At 70.3% G+C, this 19452-nt stretch carries 16 protein-coding genes and 1 tRNA gene; 12 read left to right on the top strand and 5 right to left on the bottom strand.

All coding sequences use genetic code 11. The features are described from left to right. The first annotated feature begins 27 nt into the window (after positions 1-27). On the top strand, positions 28-567 hold the full coding sequence (locus DM480_RS12260; RefSeq protein WP_115379410.1) for a TetR/AcrR family transcriptional regulator: 540 nt from the start codon (positions 28-30) through the stop codon (positions 565-567). Here DM480_RS12260 and DM480_RS12255 read toward each other — a convergent pair. The 3 genes from DM480_RS12255 to DM480_RS12245 form a co-directional block, all read right to left on the bottom strand. Then, positions 561-4688 (bottom strand): translocation/assembly module TamB domain-containing protein, encoded by a 4128-nt coding sequence (locus DM480_RS12255; protein ID WP_232833988.1) that lies wholly within the window; start codon positions 4686-4688, stop codon positions 561-563. The genes DM480_RS12260 and DM480_RS12255 overlap by 7 nt on opposite strands. Continuing rightward, complete coding sequence (locus tag DM480_RS12250) at positions 4685-6694, bottom strand: autotransporter assembly complex protein TamA (protein ID WP_115379408.1); 2010 nt, start codon at positions 6692-6694, stop codon at positions 4685-4687. The genes DM480_RS12255 and DM480_RS12250 overlap by 4 nt, the downstream gene beginning before the upstream one ends. A gap of 110 nt (positions 6695-6804) precedes the next feature. Next, positions 6805-7038, bottom strand: coding sequence for a hypothetical protein (locus DM480_RS12245; RefSeq protein ID WP_115381267.1), 234 nt, complete (start codon positions 7036-7038; stop codon positions 6805-6807). 148 nt (positions 7039-7186) lie between these two features. Between DM480_RS12245 and DM480_RS18305 the strand changes: the two genes are divergently transcribed. Continuing rightward, positions 7187-7357, top strand: a complete 171-nt coding sequence (locus tag DM480_RS18305) for a hypothetical protein (RefSeq protein ID WP_198665823.1) — start codon at positions 7187-7189, stop codon at positions 7355-7357. Between the two features lie 25 nt (positions 7358-7382). On the opposite strand, the gene DM480_RS12240 is transcribed toward DM480_RS18305, so the two are convergent. Beyond that, the gene (locus DM480_RS12240; RefSeq protein ID WP_115379406.1) at positions 7383-8003 is read right to left on the bottom strand and encodes a S24 family peptidase; all 621 of its coding nucleotides are present in this window, start codon (positions 8001-8003) and stop codon (positions 7383-7385) included. Positions 8004-8094: 91 nt separating this feature from the next. Here DM480_RS12240 and DM480_RS18300 point away from each other — a divergent pair, with 91 nt between their 5' ends. The 5 genes from DM480_RS18300 (at position 8095) to DM480_RS12220 (ending at position 13467) form a co-directional block, all read left to right on the top strand. Then, positions 8095-8271 (top strand): hypothetical protein, encoded by a 177-nt coding sequence (locus DM480_RS18300; RefSeq protein WP_198665822.1) that lies wholly within the window; start codon positions 8095-8097, stop codon positions 8269-8271. Continuing rightward, positions 8268-8585 carry a hypothetical protein gene (locus tag DM480_RS12235; protein WP_115379404.1) on the top strand — a complete coding sequence of 106 codons (318 nt, stop codon included), beginning with the start codon at positions 8268-8270 and terminating at the stop codon, positions 8583-8585. Before DM480_RS18300 ends, DM480_RS12235 begins: the two co-directional genes overlap by 4 nt. 200 nt (positions 8586-8785) lie before the next feature. Next, positions 8786-10927: a TonB-dependent receptor gene (locus tag DM480_RS12230; RefSeq protein WP_115379402.1), complete on the top strand. Its 2142-nt coding sequence runs from the start codon at positions 8786-8788 to the stop codon at positions 10925-10927. Between the two features lie 91 nt (positions 10928-11018). Then, positions 11019-12203, top strand: a complete 1185-nt coding sequence (locus DM480_RS12225; protein ID WP_115381265.1) for an acyl-CoA dehydrogenase — start codon at positions 11019-11021, stop codon at positions 12201-12203. A 148-nt stretch (positions 12204-12351) separates the two neighbouring features. Further along, entirely contained in the window at positions 12352-13467 is a 1116-nt protein-coding gene (locus DM480_RS12220; protein ID WP_115379400.1) for a CaiB/BaiF CoA transferase family protein, read from the top strand. A gap of 6 nt (positions 13468-13473) precedes the next feature. Here DM480_RS12220 and DM480_RS12215 read toward each other — a convergent pair whose 3' ends face one another. Next, a complete protein-coding gene (locus DM480_RS12215; RefSeq protein ID WP_115379398.1) occupies positions 13474-14781 on the bottom strand; it encodes a sugar MFS transporter in 1308 nt (435 codons plus the stop codon). A gap of 274 nt (positions 14782-15055) precedes the next feature. Between DM480_RS12215 and DM480_RS12210 the strand changes: the two genes are divergently transcribed. The 5 genes from DM480_RS12210 (at position 15056) to DM480_RS12190 (ending at position 19444) form a co-directional block, all read left to right on the top strand. Continuing rightward, positions 15056-15601, top strand: a complete 546-nt coding sequence (locus tag DM480_RS12210; RefSeq protein ID WP_115379396.1) for a (2Fe-2S)-binding protein — start codon at positions 15056-15058, stop codon at positions 15599-15601. 130 nt (positions 15602-15731) lie between these two features. Further along, positions 15732-16670: an RcnB family protein gene (locus DM480_RS12205; protein ID WP_115381263.1), complete on the top strand. Its 939-nt coding sequence runs from the start codon at positions 15732-15734 to the stop codon at positions 16668-16670. 96 nt (positions 16671-16766) lie between these two features. Continuing rightward, positions 16767-17447 carry a prolyl hydroxylase family protein gene (locus DM480_RS12200; protein WP_115379394.1) on the top strand — a complete coding sequence of 227 codons (681 nt, stop codon included), beginning with the start codon at positions 16767-16769 and terminating at the stop codon, positions 17445-17447. Beyond that, positions 17447-19270, top strand: coding sequence for a single-stranded-DNA-specific exonuclease RecJ (gene recJ / locus DM480_RS12195; RefSeq protein ID WP_115379392.1), 1824 nt, complete (start codon positions 17447-17449; stop codon positions 19268-19270). The genes DM480_RS12200 and recJ overlap by 1 nt, the downstream gene beginning before the upstream one ends. Positions 19271-19369: 99 nt before the next feature. Then, positions 19370-19444: transfer RNA gene (locus DM480_RS12190), tRNA-Glu, on the top strand. The last annotated feature ends 8 nt before the right edge of the window (positions 19445-19452 follow it).

Raw genomic sequence — 19452 nt, 5'->3', positions numbered from 1 at the left:
CTACCCTGCCTTGCTTACGGTGTAAACATGTCTGTTACGGATGGCGGCCTGCGCGCGACCCTGGTCGAGGCTGCGCTCGATCTGCTCGAGCATGGCGTCGGTGACGTCAGCCTGCGCGCGGTGGCGCGTGCGGCCGGCGTCTCGGCGATGGCGCCCTATCGTCACTTTCCGGACAAGGCGGCGCTGCTCGGCGCGGTGGCGGAACGCGGCTTTGCGCTGCTGCGCGAGCGACTGATGGAAGCCGATGTCGCCGAGCCTCCGCGCGAGGCGCTCGTCGCGCAGGGCCTTGCCTATATCGCGTTCGCGCGGAGCCGGCCCGCGCTGTTCCGCCTCATGTTCGCCGGACCGGCGGAGGCGACGATCGACACGGCGTGCAAGGCCAGCGGCTATACGGTCCTGTCCCGGCGCGTCGCGGGGATCGCTACGCATGCACCGGAAGCGGCGGCGCTCGCCTGTTGGGGACTGGTCCATGGGCTCGCCACGCTCGAGCTCGACGGGCGCGAGATGGCCGATACGCCCGCGCACGAGGCGGCGCTGCGCATCCTCGTCGCCGGCCTCGATCAATAATCCTTCGACACCCGGACGTTAACGCTCTGGCGGCCGAGCGTCGAGATGCTGGACAGTAGCGACAGCCAGCGCGTCACCTGGAACTCGACCTGCGTCGCGGAATAGCCCTGCCCGTCGGTGACGATTTCCGCATAGAAGCGCCGCGTCACGTATTTGCCCGCGGCGATCGAGGTACCCTGCCCCGTCTGGCGATCGGCGGGCAGGATGCGCAGCCGGTCGAGCCCCGCCGCACGCCGCACCGCGTTGATCGGGTTGAGGCCGTTGCCGCCGTTCTGCAGCGCCGCGACCGCGGCGGCGAGTTGCAACGCCTCCGGCGCGGACAGATTGGTGATCGACGTGCCGAACAGCAGGCGCGACAACAGCTCGTCCTGCGGCAGCGCAGGCGTGCTGGTAAAGCCGATCTCCGGCTTCAGCGCGGTGCCCGTCACGCGGATGGACGCGTTCAGCCCCGTGGTGTTCGCGTCCGCCGCGATGTCGAGCGCGGGATTGGCGGGAACCTCGCCGCCGAAACGGATGATGCCGCGCTGCAGGTTGAATTCGCGCCCGGCAAATTCGTAATCGCCGCGGATCAGCGTCGCCTGCCCCTGGATCGCGGGATTGTTGGGCTGGCCGCCGAGCGTCAGGTCCGCGGACCATTCGCTCGACAGGCCAAGGCCGCTGACCATCAGGCTGTTGGGCGCATGCGCCTTGACCGCCATCGTCCAGGGGACGGACGGCGCCTCGTCCTCGTCGCCGCCAAAGGGCAGGTTGATCTCGCGCACGTTGAGCTGCGGCAGCGCGGCGGCGGCGCTCGCCTTGCCCAGGCGATAACGGCTGCGGTTGAGCACGACGTCGCCGGCGATCCGGCCGCCCTTGCCGTCGGACACGAAGGTCAGCGGCCCGGTGACGGTGGCGCCGATGTCGTCGCGCGCGATCATCACCGCATGATCCGCCTGCAGCCGAAGGTCGAACCCGACGCCATGACCGGTCGCGAAATCGAAGCGGCCGGTGCCGGTCACGCGGCCGCCCTTGCCGGCATCCGCGGCGAAGCGATCGATGTTGAGCTGCGATCCGGCGAACCGGCCGCTCGCCTGCACGCCCGACAGCACAGTGCCTGTCGTCGCGCTTTCGATCCGCGCGCCGTTCGCCTGCACCGCGCCGCGGATGACGGGAGCGACCAGGCTGCCGCCCAGATCCGCGCCGATCGCGACCGGGCCCGACAGGTCGAACAGCTCGACCCCGGTCAACCGCCACAGGGTGTCCGCCGGTCCCTGATAGCGCAGCTGCGCGAACAGCGGTGCGTGGGTAACCCGGGTGACGAGATCGCCGCTGCCGAGCGGCCGGACCAGCGCCTGCGCCCGCCCGATCGTGCGCCCGTCCGCCGCCATCACCGCGCGCACGCCCAGCCGGTCGGCAGACAACGCGGCGGCGAGGCCGACGTCGATCGGCCGCGACGACAGCACCAGCCCGGCCCGGCTGAGCCCGCGGATGGTCAGGTCGGCACGCCCCGTCGGCGGTGCGCCTGCGGTGTAGGCGTAGCGCAGCGACCCCGACGCCTGCCCGCTGAGCCCCAGCCCGGGATAGCCGATGTCGAGGATCGCGAGCGGCATCGCCGCCAGCGTCGCGTCGATCGCCATCGCTTCGCCGCCGAAACGGCCGCCGACGCTCGCGGCGCCGCCCGCGAAACTGAGTTTCGTCGGCGCAAGCTGCCACGCATCGCCGTCGCGCGTCAGCACCGCGGGCGACAACAGGCGCAACGGACGGCGGTCGACGCTGCCGTCCGCGGTGATGGCATAGCGATCGGGCGCGATGTCGGCGGCGGCATGGATGTCGAAGCCGCGTCCGCGCGATCCGGCGAGCGAACCCTTGATCGTGCCGACGCCGCCGCGCAGCCGCGCGGTGCCCGCGAACCGTGCCAACACCAGCCGACCCTGGCGCAGGCCCTGCCCCGTCGCAGTCGCATCGATCGTCGTGCCCGCGGGATCGAGCACGACGTCGGCGTCGAGATGCCCGCGGCGCAAGGTCGCCGCGGCGATCCGCGCGTCCTTCGCATCGAGCGCGACGACGATCCGCTGGTTGCCGGCGACCGGGCGGAATTGCAGCGCGCCATCGATGCCGCCGCCTGCGACGGCGAGCCGGCCGTCGAAACCACCCGGCACGATCTGCAACCGCCCGTGTGCCACGGTCGCGCCGATGGTCAGCGCGGCGACGTCGATCGCCGCCTGCCCGCCCTTGGGCAACAGGATCGCGCCGTTGCCGGTGAAACCGCCGAGCCGCGACCCGCCGATCGCGATGAAGGCGAATCCCGCCGGGGTCGGATCGAGATGCGCCCGCACCCCCGACAAGCCGAGCGCGGGCGCCGGCGCGGCAAGTTGCAGGTCGATCGTCGGCCGCTCGATCCGGCCATCGAGGCGGAGCACGACGGGGCCGTAGCGCTGGTGTCGCCCGTTCGCCTCGACATGGAAACTGCCGTCGCGGCGGCGATAGCCCGCGCCCTGAAGTGTCAGCAGCGGGGATGTGAGGCGTAGATCGGTGAAGTGCAGAATGCCGTCGGGTGTGCGCTCGATCGCGCTGGTCAGGTGCGGCAAACCATCGGTCAGCGTGCGGAAGAAGGCGTTGTCGAGGCGCAGCACATCCGCGCTGCCCCGCCCGACGATGCGCGTGCCCCGGCCGCCCGGTCCGGGTACGACGTTTAGCGAGGAGTGGACATCGACGATGCCGAGCCCGGGGATCAGGTACCGGCCCAGCGCGCCGACCAGCCCGACCGCATAGCGGCCGTTGGCAAGGTCGAGCGCGAGCGTGATCCGCCCGCGCAGCCGATCGGACGACAGGCGCAGGACATCGCCGCGCAGCAGCCGCGGCGTGACGAGCAGCGGACCATCGACGGACAGGTTGCGCAGGATGCCGCCCGCGACCGCGCCGACGCCCGTCACCTGCCGCGCGGCGAAGCGCGCGACGATCCGCGCCGGGCTGCGCCCGAGCCGCCCGCCGCCGGCGAGATAGGCCGAATCGAAGCCCGTCCGGTCGAACGCGACATGCGCGGCGGCGACCCGGAAATCGAAGCGCGGTGCAGCGAAGGCACCGTCGAGGATCGCACGCGCGGCAATGTCGCGCCCGCTCATGTTGGGAAACAGCGCCGCCGGGCGGAGCAACCGCGCGCGGATACGCACGTCGCGCCACGCGCTGCGCGCCAGATCAATGCCGCCCGTCGCGCGCGCCGACAGCGCCGCACTGTCGAGTTGCATGCTGCCTTCCAGCTGCCGCCCGGCGAGCGTCGCATCGCCCCGGACGCGCACCGATGGCGCGGTCAGCCGTTGCGCTTTGCCGGTCAGCAGCGGGGCGGGCGCGATGCGACCGGCCAGCCGGTATCTCCCGGCGTCGGCGGCAAGCGACAGATCGGCGAGGCGCAGCAGCGCGGGCCCTGCCCCGGTGCGCGCCCGCGCCCGCCCGCGCCAGCGCGACCAGCTGCCGTCGCCATCGACGTCGACCGACACGGGGCGGCCCCGCGCGATGGCCCGCGCCAGCAATCCGCCGCGCTGCCCGACGGCATGGACGGACAGGTCGAACCGGTCGGCATCGGGCGCGGCATCGACATGCGCATGCAGCCGGTCGGTGCCGGCGACGATACCGTCGAGCGACACGAGCACGCGTCCCGACCGGACGTCGGCGCGCCCGACGAGCCGCCCCGACCGGACGCTGCCGAGCACCGGCTTTTCGAGCAGGATGCGCCCGACCGCCAGCCGGCCGATGCGGATGTCGAAATCGGGCAGCACAGGCCCGTGCGTCGCACTCGCGCGGGTGCGGGGGGCGTGGAACAGCGTCGCCTGCGGCACGATCAGCGCGCGGATGTCCAGCCGGTTGCGCAGCCATGCCCAGGGCCGCCAGTCGAGCGCCGCCTCCGGCGCCTGCAGCATCAGCCCGTCGAGGTCGTAGACGCGCACGTCGCGCAGCCGGCTGCGCCCATAGAGCGAGCCGTCGATCCGCCCGATCGCGAAGCGCAGGCCGTTGGCCGTGCGGATCGTGGCGATGCGCGTCGCGACCCAGCGGTGGCCGACGTCGCTGTCGACGACGACGAGCGCGATGCCGAGGATCAGCGCCAATGCGGCGATTGCGCCCGCGATCCAGCGCCACGCCCGCTTCAAAACGCCTGCCCCAGCGATACGTAGACCGCGACCCGGCTGTCGCCCTTTTGCGGGTTGAGCGGCGTGCCGACGTCGAGGCGGATCGGGCCGAAGTTCGAATAATAGCGCAGGCCGACGCCGGTGCCGTACTGGAAGCGGCTGAGCCCCGGCAGCGTGCTGGTGTAGATGTTGCCGCCATCGAGGAAGGGAACGATGCCGAAATTGCCCTTCACCTTGACGCGCGTCTCGATCGAGAATTCGGCAAGGCTGCGCCCGCCGATCGGATCGTTGTTGACGTCGCGCGGGCCGATCGCCTGGTAGCCGTAGCCGCGCACCGATGCGCCGCCGCCCGCGTAGAAGCGCCGCGACGGCGCGATCTGGTCGCGCGGCGCGCCCAGGATCGACCCGAACCGCACCCGCCCCGCCAGCACGACCCCGTCGCGGATCGGGTGGTACGCGCTGCCGTCGAGCTGGATGCGGGTGTAACCGAACACCGCGCCCTGCAGCGACAGTTCCGGGCTGACCCGCCCGCCCAGCCGGAACCCGCGCGTCGGATTGAGCAGGTCGTCCGACCCGTCATAGTTCAGGCTGGTCGGCAGCGCGCTGATGAAGAAGGTGCGCCGCCGCGGCGCGCCCGTCGCCGCGATCACGTCGCGCTCGTCGGAGGCGAGCAGCTCGGCGCCGAACGACCAGGTCCACGCCTTTTGAAAGAAAATGTTCGTCTGCCGCTCGAGGCTGGCGGAGAGCGAGAATGTCTTGGCGTCATAGGCGTCGCGCACGGTGTGCGCGGCGGCGAGTTCGGCGGTGAGGACGCGGTCGCGGCCCTCGAAATTGTTGCGCCGGAAGACGATGCTGCCCAATTGTTCCTGCGTGCCGAGCACGCTGCGCAGCGTCAGCCCGCCTTCGGGCGGGAACAGGTTGCGGTTCGTCCAGCTGATTTCCGCCCGCGCGCCCTCGCCCGTGCCGTAGCCGAGTTCGCCCGCGATCGTGCGCGGCGGCGCGGGCTCCAGCTTGACGCCGACATCGACGACGCCCGGGTCGCTGCTGTCGATTGGCTTCACTTCGACCGACGAGACGAGGCCGGTCTGGATCAGCGCGCGTTTGAGGTCGTCGAGCGAGGCGACGTCATAGCGCTGGCGGGGCGTGAAGCGCGCGATCTCCGCCACGTGATCCGCACCGAAGACGCGATTGCCGGGCAGCGCGACGATCCGGCCGAAGCGGCGCTCCGTCCCCGTCGAGACGGCAAGGTCGAGCGTCGCGGTGCGCGTCGCGTGGTCGACGACCAGCTCGGGCGGGCGCACGTCGGCGAAGGGAAACCCCTGGCGCCACAGGTCGGTCCTGAGCCGCGCCTGCCCCGCGACGACGGCGTCTGCGCTGACCGGATCGTCGGGCTTGATGCCGAGCGCCTGGCGCAGCGCATCGGTCTGGTCCCCCGCGCCCGCGAGGCCGGGCACGGTGACCGCGCTGAAGCGGTAGAGCGTGCCCGGCTCCGCGGCCAGGATCACCTGCGGCTTGTCGCCGGGCTCGACGCGCGTCGCGACGCGGGCGTCGTAATAGCCCTCGCCGCGCAGCAAGGTGGTGAGCAGATCGGCGTCCTCGCGCGCGCGCCGGTCGAGCTGCGCCGCATTGGCGGGCGCACCGTCATTCGCCGACAGCGACGACAATTGGTCGAACCGGCGGCGCAGCAGCGGCGTCGCCACCGCGTCGATCCCGTCGATCCGCCAGCCATAGCGGCGTTCCGCCCCCGCATCGCTGGCCGCGGCGCTGGCGGTTCCCGGCGCGCGGCCCGAGGGCGCGCCCGGCGCGGTCGCGAGATCGGGCCAGTCGACGCCGATGTCGGGCATCGATGCGAGCGGCGCATTGGGATCGAGCGGGATGGCGGTGCCGTCCGCCCCCGGGAATGGCGTCGCGGATGCCGGTGTCGTGGGCGCAGGTCGTGCCGGCGCGACCGTCTGCGCCATCGCGGGATCGCAAAGGAGAACCGCGGCAGTCGCGCTCAGCCCGAACCACCCTACGCGCGCCGTCATGGCCACCGTCTCTAGCGGGGGATGCGCCGCCGCGACAGTCCTCTCGTCGTCCGGACCGGGTTCGTCCGGGCGCACGAGACGACCGGTACGGCGCGATCAGCGTCCGCGCGTCAATGCACCGTGCCGATCGCCGCGTCGCTGGCGAGCAGTTCGATGAGCCGTTCGGTCTGGCGCCAGCGGCAGAAATGCACATGATTGCCGATGTCGCGCATCCGCCCGGCGCGGATCGCGGCTTCCAGCGCGGCATGCTCGCCGAAATCGGCGATCAGATCGGCGGCTTCCGACACCTGGTCGGCGTCGGCGACGTAAATGGGGGTATCTGATGAAAGATGCAGCAGGGCCATGCGCATCCCCCCTACAATCCGCATGCCAATTGCCGTTTATGATGCAGTGCGGCGCGACCCGATGGTAAACGCATGTGCGCCGCGCCGTCCCTGGCATCCCGAAGCGGGACGCTGGCGTACCGCGGCGGGACGTGGCAGGACGCGCGCTATGGCCGACACTCCCCCCTCCGCCGCGGGCGGTTTCCTCATCGCCGCCTGTTCGATCCTGGGCGCCGGGATCGGCCTGGCCGAGGGTCAGGTGACGATCGGCTTCCTCGCTGGCCTTGCGATCGGCAGTGCGGGCGCGGTCGCGATCTGGCTGCGCGACCGGCGCGCCTGACTCCGCCCCCGGGCAAACCCATCGATCAACGCGGCGCGCGCATCAGCCAGACGACGCGGCCGATCACCTCCACCGGCGCATCGGGCACGGGCGGCGCGGCGGGATTATCGCTGCGCACCTCCAGCGTGCCGTCCGCGCCATGCGCGACGCGCTTGACCATCACCGTCCCGTCGATGCGCACCACGAAGACGCCGCCGCGCGCATCGGGCTTCCGTTTCGCCTGATCGACGACGATCAGGTCGCCGTCGACGAGGCCCGGCTCCATCGATGAACCGCGCACGCGTACGATCGATGCCGCCCCTTCACGCAGACCGAGATGCGCGGCAAGCGCCGGGTCGATCGCCGCCGCCCCCATCGCGACCTCCGCATCGACCAGAGCGCCCGGCCCCGCCGACACCGCAACGTCCAGCCGCGGCAGCATGAACGCCCTGCGGCGTGTTTCCGCACCCAGCGCGTCCTCGTCGATGCCGAAGAAATCCGCGAGCCGCCGCCGGTCGTCGGTCGCGAGACGGCGCGGTGACCCGCGCGTGACGAACTGCTGCAAATAAGCCGCGTTGCGCCCGAGCATCAGCGACAATGCCGTCAGGCTGACGCCCCGCGCCTGCGCCAGCGACCGGACGGTCGCCCTCGGATCATCCGGTTCCACGATCGTGAACGTACCGTAGGAATTTTTCCTAGACAAGTTGGAATAATGAGAACATTTCAGGAACACGGATTCGGGACTCGGGAGGGAGACGATGCCATTGCTATTTACGATCAACGCCTATCTGGCGCGCACCCGCATGCCGCCGGCCACGTTCGGCCGGCGCGCGATCAACGATCCGCGACTGGTCCACGATCTGCGTCAGGGACGGGCGTTGCGTGCGGCGACGCTGGCGCGCGTCCTCGCGTTCATGCGGGAGGACGGCGCATGAGCTTCGCCACCTTTCGCATCGGCGCGGCGGCGCGGCTGGTCCGTGCGCTTGATCGTCATGCCGCGGCGCATGGCCTGTCGCTTACGGCACTGGGGCATGAGGAGCGCGCTTGGGCGAGCGCGACATTCGCCGGGCGGCGGTTGCAATTGACCTTCGCGATCGACGCGGCGCGTGACGGCGCGGCAGACCGCTGGCTCGCCGCCCTGCCGCAGGCCGAACTGCCGGTACGCGGCGCCTTCGTCGCCGAACTGGTGGTGATACGACGCGACGCGAGCGGGGTGACACTCGCGATCCTGCTGATCGACGACGATTGAGGGGCCGTTGCGCGACGGTGCGCGACGGTGCGCGACGGTGCGCGACGGTGCGCGACGGTGCGCGACGGTGCGCGACCGCAGATCGGGAAACCGCGTCGCACCGCAATATTTCATTTGATATGATGTATCATGAAAGATAGATGACGCGCGATTGCCGTTGCGCGTCATGCTTTCAGTCCCAGTAGCCGTTCGGAGTATCGATGACAAAATTCGCCCTGCTGGCCGGCGCGGCCGTGCTCGCCCTGCCCGCGCTTCCCGCCGCCGCACAAACGGACGCGCCCGGCACGCCCGCGCAGCGCGACCAGACCCGCGACATCATCGTTACGGCACCGATCGACCAGAGCGAGCGCGACGTGCTGCAGGGCACGACCGTGCTGTCGGGCGAGGCGCTGACCCGCGAACTGCGCCCGACGATCGGCGAGACGCTGGCGCGCCAGCCCGGCGTGTCGGCCACCTCGTTCGGCCCCAGCGCGTCGCGGCCGATCCTGCGCGGCTTCCAGGGCGACCGCGTTCGGGTGCTGACCGACGGTATCGGCGCGATCGATGTCAGCAACACCAGCGTCGACCATGCCGTCATCATCGACCCGCTGCTCGCCGAACGGGTCGAGGTGCTGCGCGGGCCGTCGGCGCTGTTGTTCGGATCGTCCGCGGTCGGCGGCGTCGTCAACGTCATCGACACGCGCATCCCGCGCACCCTGCCCAAGGACGGCTATCGCGTGAACGGCATCGCCAATTACGGGTCGGCGGCGAACGAGCGCTCCGCCGGCATGGCGGGCGACGTCGCGGTCGGCGACCATCTCGTCCTCCACGCCGACGGATCGTATCTGAAGTCGGACGACCTGCGCACGGGCCACGGTTATCTGCTGTCCTCGGCGGCGCGGCGCGCCGCGCTCAGCCAGGTCGGCCTGCCGCAACCGGGCACCGACGAGCCGATCGACTTCGCCGCGTCCGCCGCCTTGCGCGATCGCCTGCCCAATTCGGCGGCGGAAACGTGGACCGCGGGCGCCGGCGCGTCGATCATCACCGACACCGGCAACCTCGGCATCAGCTACAGCCATTACGACAGCCTGTACGGCGTGCCGATCCGCTACGCGACCCAGGTCGGCCAGGAGCAGGAGGCGCCGCGCCTGTCCGTCGTCCAGAACCGCGTCGACCTGCGCGGCGAGGTGCGGACCGGCGGCGGCTTCCTCGACCGTATCCGCATCCGCGCCGGCCAGGCGACCTATCGCCACTTCGAGCTTGGCGCAGACGGCAGCGTCGGCACCGCTTTCTACAACAACGGGCTGGAGGCGCGGCTGGAACTGGTGCAGGCAAACCGCGGCGGCTGGCAGGGGGCAAGCGGCGTCCAGTATTTCAACCGCCAGTTCGACGTGAAGGGCGACGAGGCGTTCCTGCCGAAGAACGAGACCAACCAGACCGGCTTCTTCACGCTGCAGCAATATGCCAGCGGCCCGTTCCGCGCCGAAGGCGGCCTGCGCTACGAGGTCAGCGACCTTGCCGCGCGCACGCCCGCCGGCGACCAGCGTTTCTTTGCGGGCAAGCGGCATTTCGACGCGGTATCGGGCTCGCTTGGCGCGTCCTATGCGCTGACCGACACGATCCGCGTCGGCCTCAACGGATCGCGCACCGAGCGCGCACCGTCGGCAGAGGAATTGTTCGCCAATGGCGCGCACGCTGGCACGCAGGCGTACGAACTGGGCAATCCGAACTTCCGGCTGGAGAAATCCTGGGGGTTGGAGGCGACGCTGCATGCGCATGGCACCGGCTTCAGCTTCGATGCGTCGGCCTATTACAACTGGTTCACCAACTATATCTCGGAGAACCAGGTCGATCAGGCAGCCTGCGCCGCCGCGGCCGCGCCGTCGGGCCGTGACGTCGACCTCCCCTGCTTCCAGTATCAGCAGCGCGACGCCCGTTATTGGGGGTTCGAGGCGGACGGGTCGGTCAAGCTCGCCCAGATCGGCGGCTATGCGATCAACGCCGACCTGCTCGGCGATTACGTCCGCGCGACGATCGTCGACCAGGGTCCCGTGCCGCGCATCCCGCCGGCCCGTCTGCTTGGCGGGATCGAGGTGCAGGGCGACCGGCTGAGCGCGCGCGTCGAAGCGGAACATGCCTTCGCGCAGGGGCGTATCGCGGCGTTCGAGACGCGCACGCCGGCCTATACGATGGTTAATGCGTCGGTGTCGCTGAAGCCGTTCGGACCGGACAGCCGCACCAGCCTGCTGCTGTCGGCGAACAACGTCTTCGACGTCGTCGCGCGCCGGCATTCCAGCTTCCTCAAGGACTTCGCGCCGCTTGCCGGCCGCGACCTGCGCGCGACGCTGCGGTTCGGATTGTAGACGCCTGATTCCTCCCCTGCGAATGCTGGGGGAGGAACTTGCCTATGCCGGCCTTCCCCCGTACCGCATCCTTGAAAAGGAGAGCGATGCGATGGCCGGTATGGGCAAGTTCGACTGGGCGGATCCGTTCCTGCTCGACGAGCAGTTGAGCGAAGACGAACGCATGATCCGCGATACCGCGCGGGCCTACGCGCAGGACAAACTTGCGCCCCGCATCATCGACGCCTTCCAGCACGAACACACTGATCCCGCGATCTTCCGCGAGATGGGCGAACTCGGCCTGCTCGGCCCGACGATCCCGGAGGAATTCGGCGGCGTCGGCGCCAGCTACGTCGCCTACGGCCTCGTCGCGCGCGAGGTGGAGCGGGTCGATTCGGGTTATCGCTCGATGATGAGCGTGCAATCGAGCCTCGTCATGTTTCCGATCCATGCCTATGGTTCGGACGACCAGCGCCGCAAATATCTGCCAAAACTGGCCAGCGGCGAATGGATCGGCTGTTTCGGCCTGACTGAGCCAGATGCCGGCTCCGATCCCGGCGGCATGACCACGCGCGCGCGCCAGGTCGATGGCGGCTATGTCATCTCCGGCGCCAAGACGTGGATTTCGAACAGCCCGATCGCCGACGTCTTCGTCATCTGGGCGAAGAGCGACGCGCATGGCGGCGCGATCCGCGGCTTCATCCTGGAAAAGGGGATGAAGGGCCTGACCGCGCCGAAGATCGAGGGCAAGCTCAGCTTGCGCGCGTCGATCACCGGCATGGTGATGATGGACGAGGTCGAGGTTGGCGAGGAGGCGCTGCTCCCCAACGTCGAGGGGCTGAAGGGTCCGTTCGGCTGCCTCAACCGCGCGCGTTACGGGATCAGCTGGGGCGCGCTCGGCGCGGCGGAGTTCTGCTTCCATGCGGCGCGACAATATGGCCTCGACCGCAAGCAGTTCGGCACGCCGCTCGCCGGGCGGCAGCTATACCAGAAGAAGCTCGCCGATATGGAGACCGAGATCGCGCTCGGCCTGCAGGCGTCTTTGCGCGTCGGCCGGCTGATGGACGAAGGTCGCTTCGCGCCCGAGATGGTTTCGATCGTCAAGCGCAACAACGTCGGCAAGGCGCTCGACATCGCCCGCACCGCGCGCGACATGCACGGCGGCAACGGCATTTCGGGCGAATATCAGGTCATGCGCCACGTCATGAACCTGGAGACGGTCAACACCTACGAAGGCGCGCACGACGTCCACGCGCTGATCCTCGGCCGCGCGATCACCGGAATCGCGGCGTTTTGAGGGAGGCGCTCGTTCGCACCATCTCCTTTCTTTCCTATGTCATCCTCGCGAAGGCGGGGATCCAGAGCCGCTGCCGCGGCGACTCCTTCGAAGCGTTGCGCGTCTGGATCCCCGCCTTCGCGGGGATGACGAGCGGGGACAAGGCAGAATGACCACGCCCCTCGCCGGCCTCAAGGTCCTGGAACTCGCCCGCATCCTCGCCGGGCCCTGGGCGGGCCAGGTGCTCGCCGATCTCGGCGCAGAAGTGACCAAGATCGAATCCCCGGCCGGCGACGATACGCGCAGTTGGGGGCCGCCCTTCGTCGCCAATCCGGACGGCAGCTGCGACGCGGCCTATTTCCACGCGTGCAACCGCGGCAAGACCAGCCACGTCGTCGACTTCACCACGCCCGAAGGGCAGGCAAGAGTGCGCGCGCTCGCGGCCGACGCGGACGTACTGATCGAGAATTTCAAGGTCGGCGGTCTCGCCAAATACGGGCTCGATTATGCCAGCCTGTCGGCGCTCAACCCGCGCCTCGTCTATTGTTCGATCACCGGTTTCGGACAGGACGGGCCCTACGCCACGCGCGCCGGATACGACTATATCGTCCAGGGCATGAGCGGGATGATGAGCCTGACCGGCGAGCCCGACGGTGCGCCGCAGAAGATCGGCGTCGCGATGGCCGACATCGCCACCGGCCTGTACAGCGTCATCGCGATCCAGGCTGCGCTGGCGATGCGCGAACGGACGGGGCGCGGCCAGCATATCGACATGGCGCTGCTCGACACGATGGTCGGCGTGCTCGCCAACCAGGCCGCGAACTATTTCGCCACCGGCGAAAGCCCGCCGCGCGTCGGCAATGCGCATATGAACGTGTCGCCCTATGCGGTGTTCGAGACGGCGGACGGCTGGTTCATCCTGGCGGTCGGCAACGATGGCCAGTTCGGGCGCTTTTGCGACATCGTCGGCCTGTCGCCGCAGCTCGAATGGGCGACCAACGCCGGACGGCTGGCGCACCAGTCCGCGCTGTTCGCCGCGATCACCGACGCGACGCGCCGGTTCGCGCGCGACGATCTGCTGGCGCACCTCGCGGCGGCGGGCGTGCCCGCGGGGCCGATCAACAGCGTCGAACAGGCGCTGACCGACCCGCAGGTGATGGCGCGCGGCATGGTGCTGGACACCGCACCGATCCGCGGCCTGCGCACGCCGATCCGCTTTTCCGACGCCGACCTGGCGCTAGGCCGGCCGGCGCCGCGAAAGGGCTCGGCCGACGCCGAGCCCTGATCCGCCTCAGGCGCCCTCGACCGCGCGCACGGGTTTGCGCGCATAGAGGCCATAGGCGAGGATGATCGCGTAGCAGATCGCCGGCAGGACCAGCGAGAATTGCATCGACCCGCTGTGGTCCGCGATCACGCCGGTCAGCGGCGGGATCACCGCGCCGCCGACGATCGCGGTCGCGATGACGCCCGATCCTTCCGCCGCCCGCTTGCCCAGCCCTTCGCTGGCGAGGCTGAAGATCGTCGGGAACATGATCGAGTTCATCAGCCCGATCGCGAGCAGCGTCCAGCCGGCGAGCGTGCCGGTCGAATTCGCCGAGATCAGGATCAGCGCGATCGCCCCCGTCGCCACGGCGGCGAGCACCTTGCCCGGCGCGATGCGCGTCAGCACGTACGACCCGATGAAGCGACCGACCAGCGCCCCCCCCCAGTAATACGCGACATAATTGCCCGCCGCCTGATCGCTGATGCCGAACACCGACGATTGCATCAGATACAGCACGATCACCGACCCGATCGACACTTCCGCGCCGACGTAGAGGAAGATGCACGCCGCCCCCATCGCGAAGCGCGGACGCCGGAGCAGGGTGAAGGCGTGGAAGATGCTGCCCGTCTGGTCCTGTTCCTCGTTCAGGCGGTTGCGGCGCGTCCACACGACGGCGGCGATGATCGCGAGCGCGATGGCAAGGCCGATGTAGGTATGAACGATCGCCTGCGACGCTTCCTGGCGATAGGCGACGAGCGCGGCGCCGCTGAGCGAGGCGGCGCTGACGCTGGCGAGGCCGCCGAGGATCAGCGACGAGCCGACGCGCGGAAAGATCGTCGTGCCGAGCGAGTTGAACGCCTGCGCGAAGGTCAGGCGGCTCGACGCGGTTTCCGGCTTGCCGAGCAGCGAGATCAGCGGATTGGCGACCACCTGCACGATCGTGATGCCCGCGCCGAGGACGAATAGCGCGGCCAGGAACATCTCGAACTTCGCGCTCTGCGCGGCGGGGATGAACAGGAGGCAGCCGACCATCATCGTGACGAGGCCGATCGACGCGGTGCGCATATAGCCCGCCTTGCGCACGATCGCGGCCGCGGGCAGCGAGAAAAGCGCGTAGGCGAGGAAAAACGCCGATTGGACCAGCATCGACGTCGCATGGTCGAGCGTGAACAGCTCCTTCAGCTTCGGGATGATGATGTCGTTGAGACTGGTGATCCCGCCGAAGATGAAGAACAGCGCGATGACGAAGACGCGCAGATCTGGCGCGTCATAGCCGTGGGCGGCATCGCCGGCGGCGGCGTCCCCCGACTGATGGGTGCTGACGTTGATAGCCATGTGGCGTTCCGGCCCCTCTCTCTTTGCTTGTAAGCGGTTACATGACGTACAAGCACGCCCGCGCCGGGCTGGCAAGCCGGGCGATGACCGGCCGGCACAGCGCGTCTTCCGTCGTGACGGGCGTGGCTTTCCGCAGAATCCGCCGCGACGCAAGCGGCTTGGCGATTTTGCATGATTGCGGCGCCAGGGTGCGATGCGCCGCGGGATGTCGACCGCGTCCCCGATCCGGCGACGGGGCTGGATCGGGGCACCCCAGCTGGCGTAGGACGCCCGCATGGCGCGCCTTACCGTCAACAACCAGCCGGTCGACTATCGGCTCGATCCCGAAACGCCCTTGCTGTGGGCGCTGCGCGATGCGTCCAACCTGACCGGCACCAAATATGGCTGCGGCACCGGCGAGTGCGGCGCGTGCATCGTCGATGTCGACGGCCGTGCCGTCGCGTCGTGCACGCTACCCATCGGCCGGATCGAGGGCAGCTACGTCACCACGATCGAGGGACTGTCGCGCGAGCGCAACCACCCGCTGCAACTCGCCTTCATCGCCGCCAACCTGCCGCAATGCGGATTCTGCATCCCCGGCATCGTCATGGCCGCGCAGGCGCTGCTGCGCCGCACACCCGACCCCAGCGAGGCGGCGATCGAGGCGGCGATCGGCAACATCTGCCGCTGCGGCGTCTATCCGCGGCTGATCGAGGCGATCCAGCGCGCGGGCCGGGCATTGCGCGGTGAGGAGACGATCCCCGCCGGCGCGCGGCCGGGCATCGATCCCGCCGATGCGGCGCGCGCGGTGCCCGCACTCGTCCCGCCGTCGTCGCGCTGATCGCCGCGTCAAACCCCGTCTTTCTTTCGCTAGGCTGACGAAGCAATTCAGCTTCGACACATGGCGGATCGTGCACAAGCACCGCATGAACGGGGCCGGCGTGTGCGCCGGCGAGCGAGGACGGGACGAGATGAGGACGTTGATCAAGGCATTGCTGGCGGCATCGATGCTGATGCCCGTGGCGACGCAGGCGCAGGAGGTCGGTGGTGACCGTGGCGGACGACCCGAGCGCCAGCGTCCGCCGGGTGATCGGCCCGGTGGCCCCGGTGCGCCGCGCGGCCCCGGCGGGCCGGGCGGAGGGCCAGGTGGTGGGCCGGGCGACGTCCAGGCGGCTCGCCCCGATTTCCGTAGCGAACGTCCGTGGGACGACCGCCGTGGCGCCGGGCGCCCCGATGGCGAGCGGCCGGATCGCCAGCCGGATCGCGCGTTCGGCGCCCCTGGTGCCGACGGACGCACGGACATGCGGCCGGACTGGCGCAACCGCCTCGACATGGGTGCCGCGCGCCCGGATCGCGGCCCCGATCGCGCCGACCGGCCGCGCGAGGACTGGCGCGGCGACCGCGGGCAGCCCGGCCCCGACCGCCCCGGCTTCGACGCCCCCCGCGGCGGGGATCGTGCGGACTGGCGCGACCGGCGACCCGGCTGGGATCACCCCGGCGCCAATCAGGCGCCGCTCGCGGCAGGACGGCCCGGCTGGCGCGGCGGCAGCTGGAACCCGCAAACCGGCTGGGATCGCGGGCGGCCCGACGATCGCGGCGCGTGGAACCGCGGCTGGCGCGACGACCGGCGCTACGACTGGAGCCGCTATCGCGCGACGAACCGCGGTGCCTACCGGCTGCCCGAATATTATGCGCCATCGGGCTGGCGCTACGGCTATCGCCGCTTCTCGGTCGGCACGACGCTCTGGACCGGCCTGTGGGGGTCGAATTACTGGATCGACGACCCGTTCGACTATCGCCTGCCGGAGGCCTATGGCCCGTATCGCTGGGTGCGATACTACGACGATGCGCTGCTCGTCGACGTGCGCAACGGCCGGGTGGTGGACGTCGTCTACGGAATATTCTTCTGACCCCGAACGCAGGGGCCCGGTCGGTCGACCGGGCCCCTGCCCCGCCGCGCCGCGCACCCTCTTGCCTTTGCGCGCCCGCGGCGGCATCCCCGGGCCATGTTCGCGCGCAAGCCCTCTGCCTCCGGCGCCAACCCCGTCCGTCGACGGATCGGCGAACAGGTCGCCGCACGGCTCGACGCCAATCCGGCGGTGACCGCAGCGGGCGTCGCCAACGTCCAGGCTTACTACCAGCTCGATTTCCTCGATGCCGCGCAATGCGCGATGCTGATGGCAGTGATCGACGCGGGCCGCCGCCCGTCGACGCTGCTGTCGGACAAGGCGGACAGCGACTTTCGCACGAGCGAAAGCTGCGACATGGACCGTTATTCGCCCGACATCCGCCCGATCGACGAGGCGATCGCCGACCTGCTCGGCATCCCGGCCGACCAGGGCGAGACGATGCAGGGCCAGCGTTACGCCCCCGGCCAGCAGTTTCGCGCGCACCACGATTATTTCCACGATTCGGAAAGCTACTGGGCGGACATGCAGAAATCGGGCGGCCAGCGCACCTGGACCGCGATGATCTACCTGAACGACGTCGCCGAAGGCGGCGCCACCTGGTTCCCGCAGGCGGGCTTCAAGGTCGCGCCGCGCGCCGGCATGCTGCTCGCCTGGAACAACATGAACCCCGATGGCAGCCCCAATCTGCTGACGCTGCACGAAGGCACGGCGGTGGTGGAGGGGACGAAATACGTCGTCACCAAGTGGTTCCGCGAAGGGCGCTGGACGCGCTACTGATGCCGCCGCGTCCTTCCTATCCGACCACCGGCGGCGGCAACGTCGTCGGCCCGCCGCCCGCACTGGGCGTGTCCGCCTCGATCCTGGGCCAGCCGTGGCAGTGGCGCGGGCTCGCCGCGGACCATCGGGATGGTTTCGGCACGGACGGCTTCGGGACCGACGATCTCGTCACGCAATTGTTACTCGCCCGCGGTTGCCCGCGCGAGGGCATCGAGGCGCATCGCACGCCTTCCATCCGCGGCTTCATGCCCGATCCGTCGATCTTCCGCGACATGGACCGCGCCGCCGCGCGGCTCGCCGATGCGGTCGAGCGCGGCGAGCAGGTCGCGGTGTTCGGCGATTACGACGTCGACGGCGCGACCTCCGCCGCATTGCTGATCCGCCTGTTGCGCGATCTTGGCCTTGCCGCCCGACCCTATATCCCCGATCGCCTGACCGAAGGCTATGGCCCCTCCGCCCCCGCGCTGCGGCGGCTCGCGGCGGAAGGCGCCCGGCTGATCGTCACCGTCGATTGCGGAGCGCAGGCTTTCGAGGCGCTGGAGGCGATGCGCGATGGTGCCGCCGACATCCTGGTCGTCGACCACCACAAATGCCTGTCCGCGCTGCCGCCGGCGCATGCTCTGGTCAACCCCAACCGGCTCGACGAGGCGGTGGACGCGGCGGCGCACGGTCATCTCGCCGCGGTCGGCGTCTGTTTCCTGCTCGCGGCGGCACTGCTGCGGAGCTTGCGCGCGCGCGGCTTCTTTGCTGATCGGCCCGAACCGCGGCTGCTCGACCTGCTCGATCTCGTCGCGCTCGGCACCGTCGCCGACGTCGCGCAGTTGCGCGGGCTCAACCGTGCCTTCGTCGCACAAGGGCTGAAGGTGATGGCGCAGCGGCGCAACATCGGCCTTTCCGCGTTGATCGAGGCATCGCGGCTGACGCGCGCGCCGACGTGCCAGGACCTGGGCTACGCGCTCGGCCCCCGGATCAACGCTGGCGGCCGCGTCGGCCGCGCCGACCTCGGCGTGCGGCTGCTGACCACGCAGGATGCGGACGAGGCGCGCGACATCGCCGCCGAGCTCGACCGGTTGAACGAGGAACGCCGCGCGATCGAGGCGGACGTGCAACAGGTGGCCGAGGCGCGCGCCGCCGCCGACCGGATGGTCGCGGTCGTCGCCGGCGAGGGCTGGCACCCGGGCGTGATCGGCATCGTCGCCGGGCGGCTCAAGGAACGGCTCGACCGGCCCGCGATCGTCATCGCGCTCGGCGACGACGGGCTCGGCAAGGGATCGGGACGCTCGATCCCGGGCGTCGACCTGGGTGCCGCGATCCTCGCCGCGCGCGAACACGGCCTGATCGTCGCGGGCGGCGGCCATGCGATGGCGGCGGGGCTCACCATCGCGGCCGACAATATCCATGCGCTCGCCGATTTCCTCGAAGACCGCCTCGCTGCCGCCGTCGCGGTGGCGCGCGAGGGCCGGGCGCTCCGCCTCGACACTGTGGTCGCGCCCGGCGGCGTGACGCCCGACCTCGTCGACTCGCTCGACGCGGGCGGCCCCTATGGCACCGGCTGGCCCGCGCCGCGCGTCGCGACGGGGCCCGTGCGCCTCATCAAGGTCGACCGCGTCGGCACCAACCACGTCCGCGCGATCGTCGCCGGCGACGACGGCCGCAGTTTCAAGGCGATGGCCTTCCGCGCCGCCGACAGCTTGCTCGGCCAGACGCTGCTCGGCGCCGCGCCCCACCGGCGTCTGTGGCTTGCCGGTCGCATCCGGAGCGACGATTGGAGCGGCCGCGCGGTCGCCGAAATGCATATCGACGACGCCGCCTGGGCCGACTGACACGCCTCGACGGGATCGAGGAGATGCGCCGAACGGCGGCGAAAGAACCCGCTTGACCGCTCGCCGCCCCTCCCCTAATGGCCCCCAACGCTTTCCAGCGGCCCCTTCGTCTAGCGGTTAGGACGCGGCCCTTTCACGGCTGAAACACGGGTTCGATTCCCGTAGGGGTCACCATTCGGTGT

It is taken from the genome of Sphingomonas sp. FARSPH (assembly GCF_003355005.1).
Lineage (GTDB): Bacteria > Pseudomonadota > Alphaproteobacteria > Sphingomonadales > Sphingomonadaceae > Sphingomonas.
This window is presented reverse-complemented; position numbering and strand designations above follow the sequence as displayed.

Coding starts and splice junctions, on each gene's coding strand:
- DM480_RS12210 (WP_115379396.1), top strand. CDS start 15,056: ATGGCGCGCCTTACCGTCAACAACCAGCCGGTCGACTATCGGCTCGAT.
- DM480_RS12245 (WP_115381267.1), bottom strand. CDS start 7,038: ATGGCCCTGCTGCATCTTTCATCAGATACCCCCATTTACGTCGCCGAC.
- DM480_RS12220 (WP_115379400.1), top strand. CDS start 12,352: ATGACCACGCCCCTCGCCGGCCTCAAGGTCCTGGAACTCGCCCGCATC.
- recJ (WP_115379392.1), top strand. CDS start 17,447: ATGCCGCCGCGTCCTTCCTATCCGACCACCGGCGGCGGCAACGTCGTC.
- DM480_RS18300 (WP_198665822.1), top strand. CDS start 8,095: ATGCCATTGCTATTTACGATCAACGCCTATCTGGCGCGCACCCGCATG.
- DM480_RS12225 (WP_115381265.1), top strand. CDS start 11,019: ATGGCCGGTATGGGCAAGTTCGACTGGGCGGATCCGTTCCTGCTCGAC.
- DM480_RS12205 (WP_115381263.1), top strand. CDS start 15,732: ATGAGGACGTTGATCAAGGCATTGCTGGCGGCATCGATGCTGATGCCC.
- DM480_RS12235 (WP_115379404.1), top strand. CDS start 8,268: ATGAGCTTCGCCACCTTTCGCATCGGCGCGGCGGCGCGGCTGGTCCGT.
- DM480_RS12200 (WP_115379394.1), top strand. CDS start 16,767: ATGTTCGCGCGCAAGCCCTCTGCCTCCGGCGCCAACCCCGTCCGTCGA.
- DM480_RS18305 (WP_198665823.1), top strand. CDS start 7,187: ATGGCCGACACTCCCCCCTCCGCCGCGGGCGGTTTCCTCATCGCCGCC.
- DM480_RS12230 (WP_115379402.1), top strand. CDS start 8,786: ATGACAAAATTCGCCCTGCTGGCCGGCGCGGCCGTGCTCGCCCTGCCC.
- DM480_RS12260 (WP_115379410.1), top strand. CDS start 28: ATGTCTGTTACGGATGGCGGCCTGCGCGCGACCCTGGTCGAGGCTGCG.
- DM480_RS12215 (WP_115379398.1), bottom strand. CDS start 14,781: ATGGCTATCAACGTCAGCACCCATCAGTCGGGGGACGCCGCCGCCGGC.
- DM480_RS12250 (WP_115379408.1), bottom strand. CDS start 6,694: ATGACGGCGCGCGTAGGGTGGTTCGGGCTGAGCGCGACTGCCGCGGTT.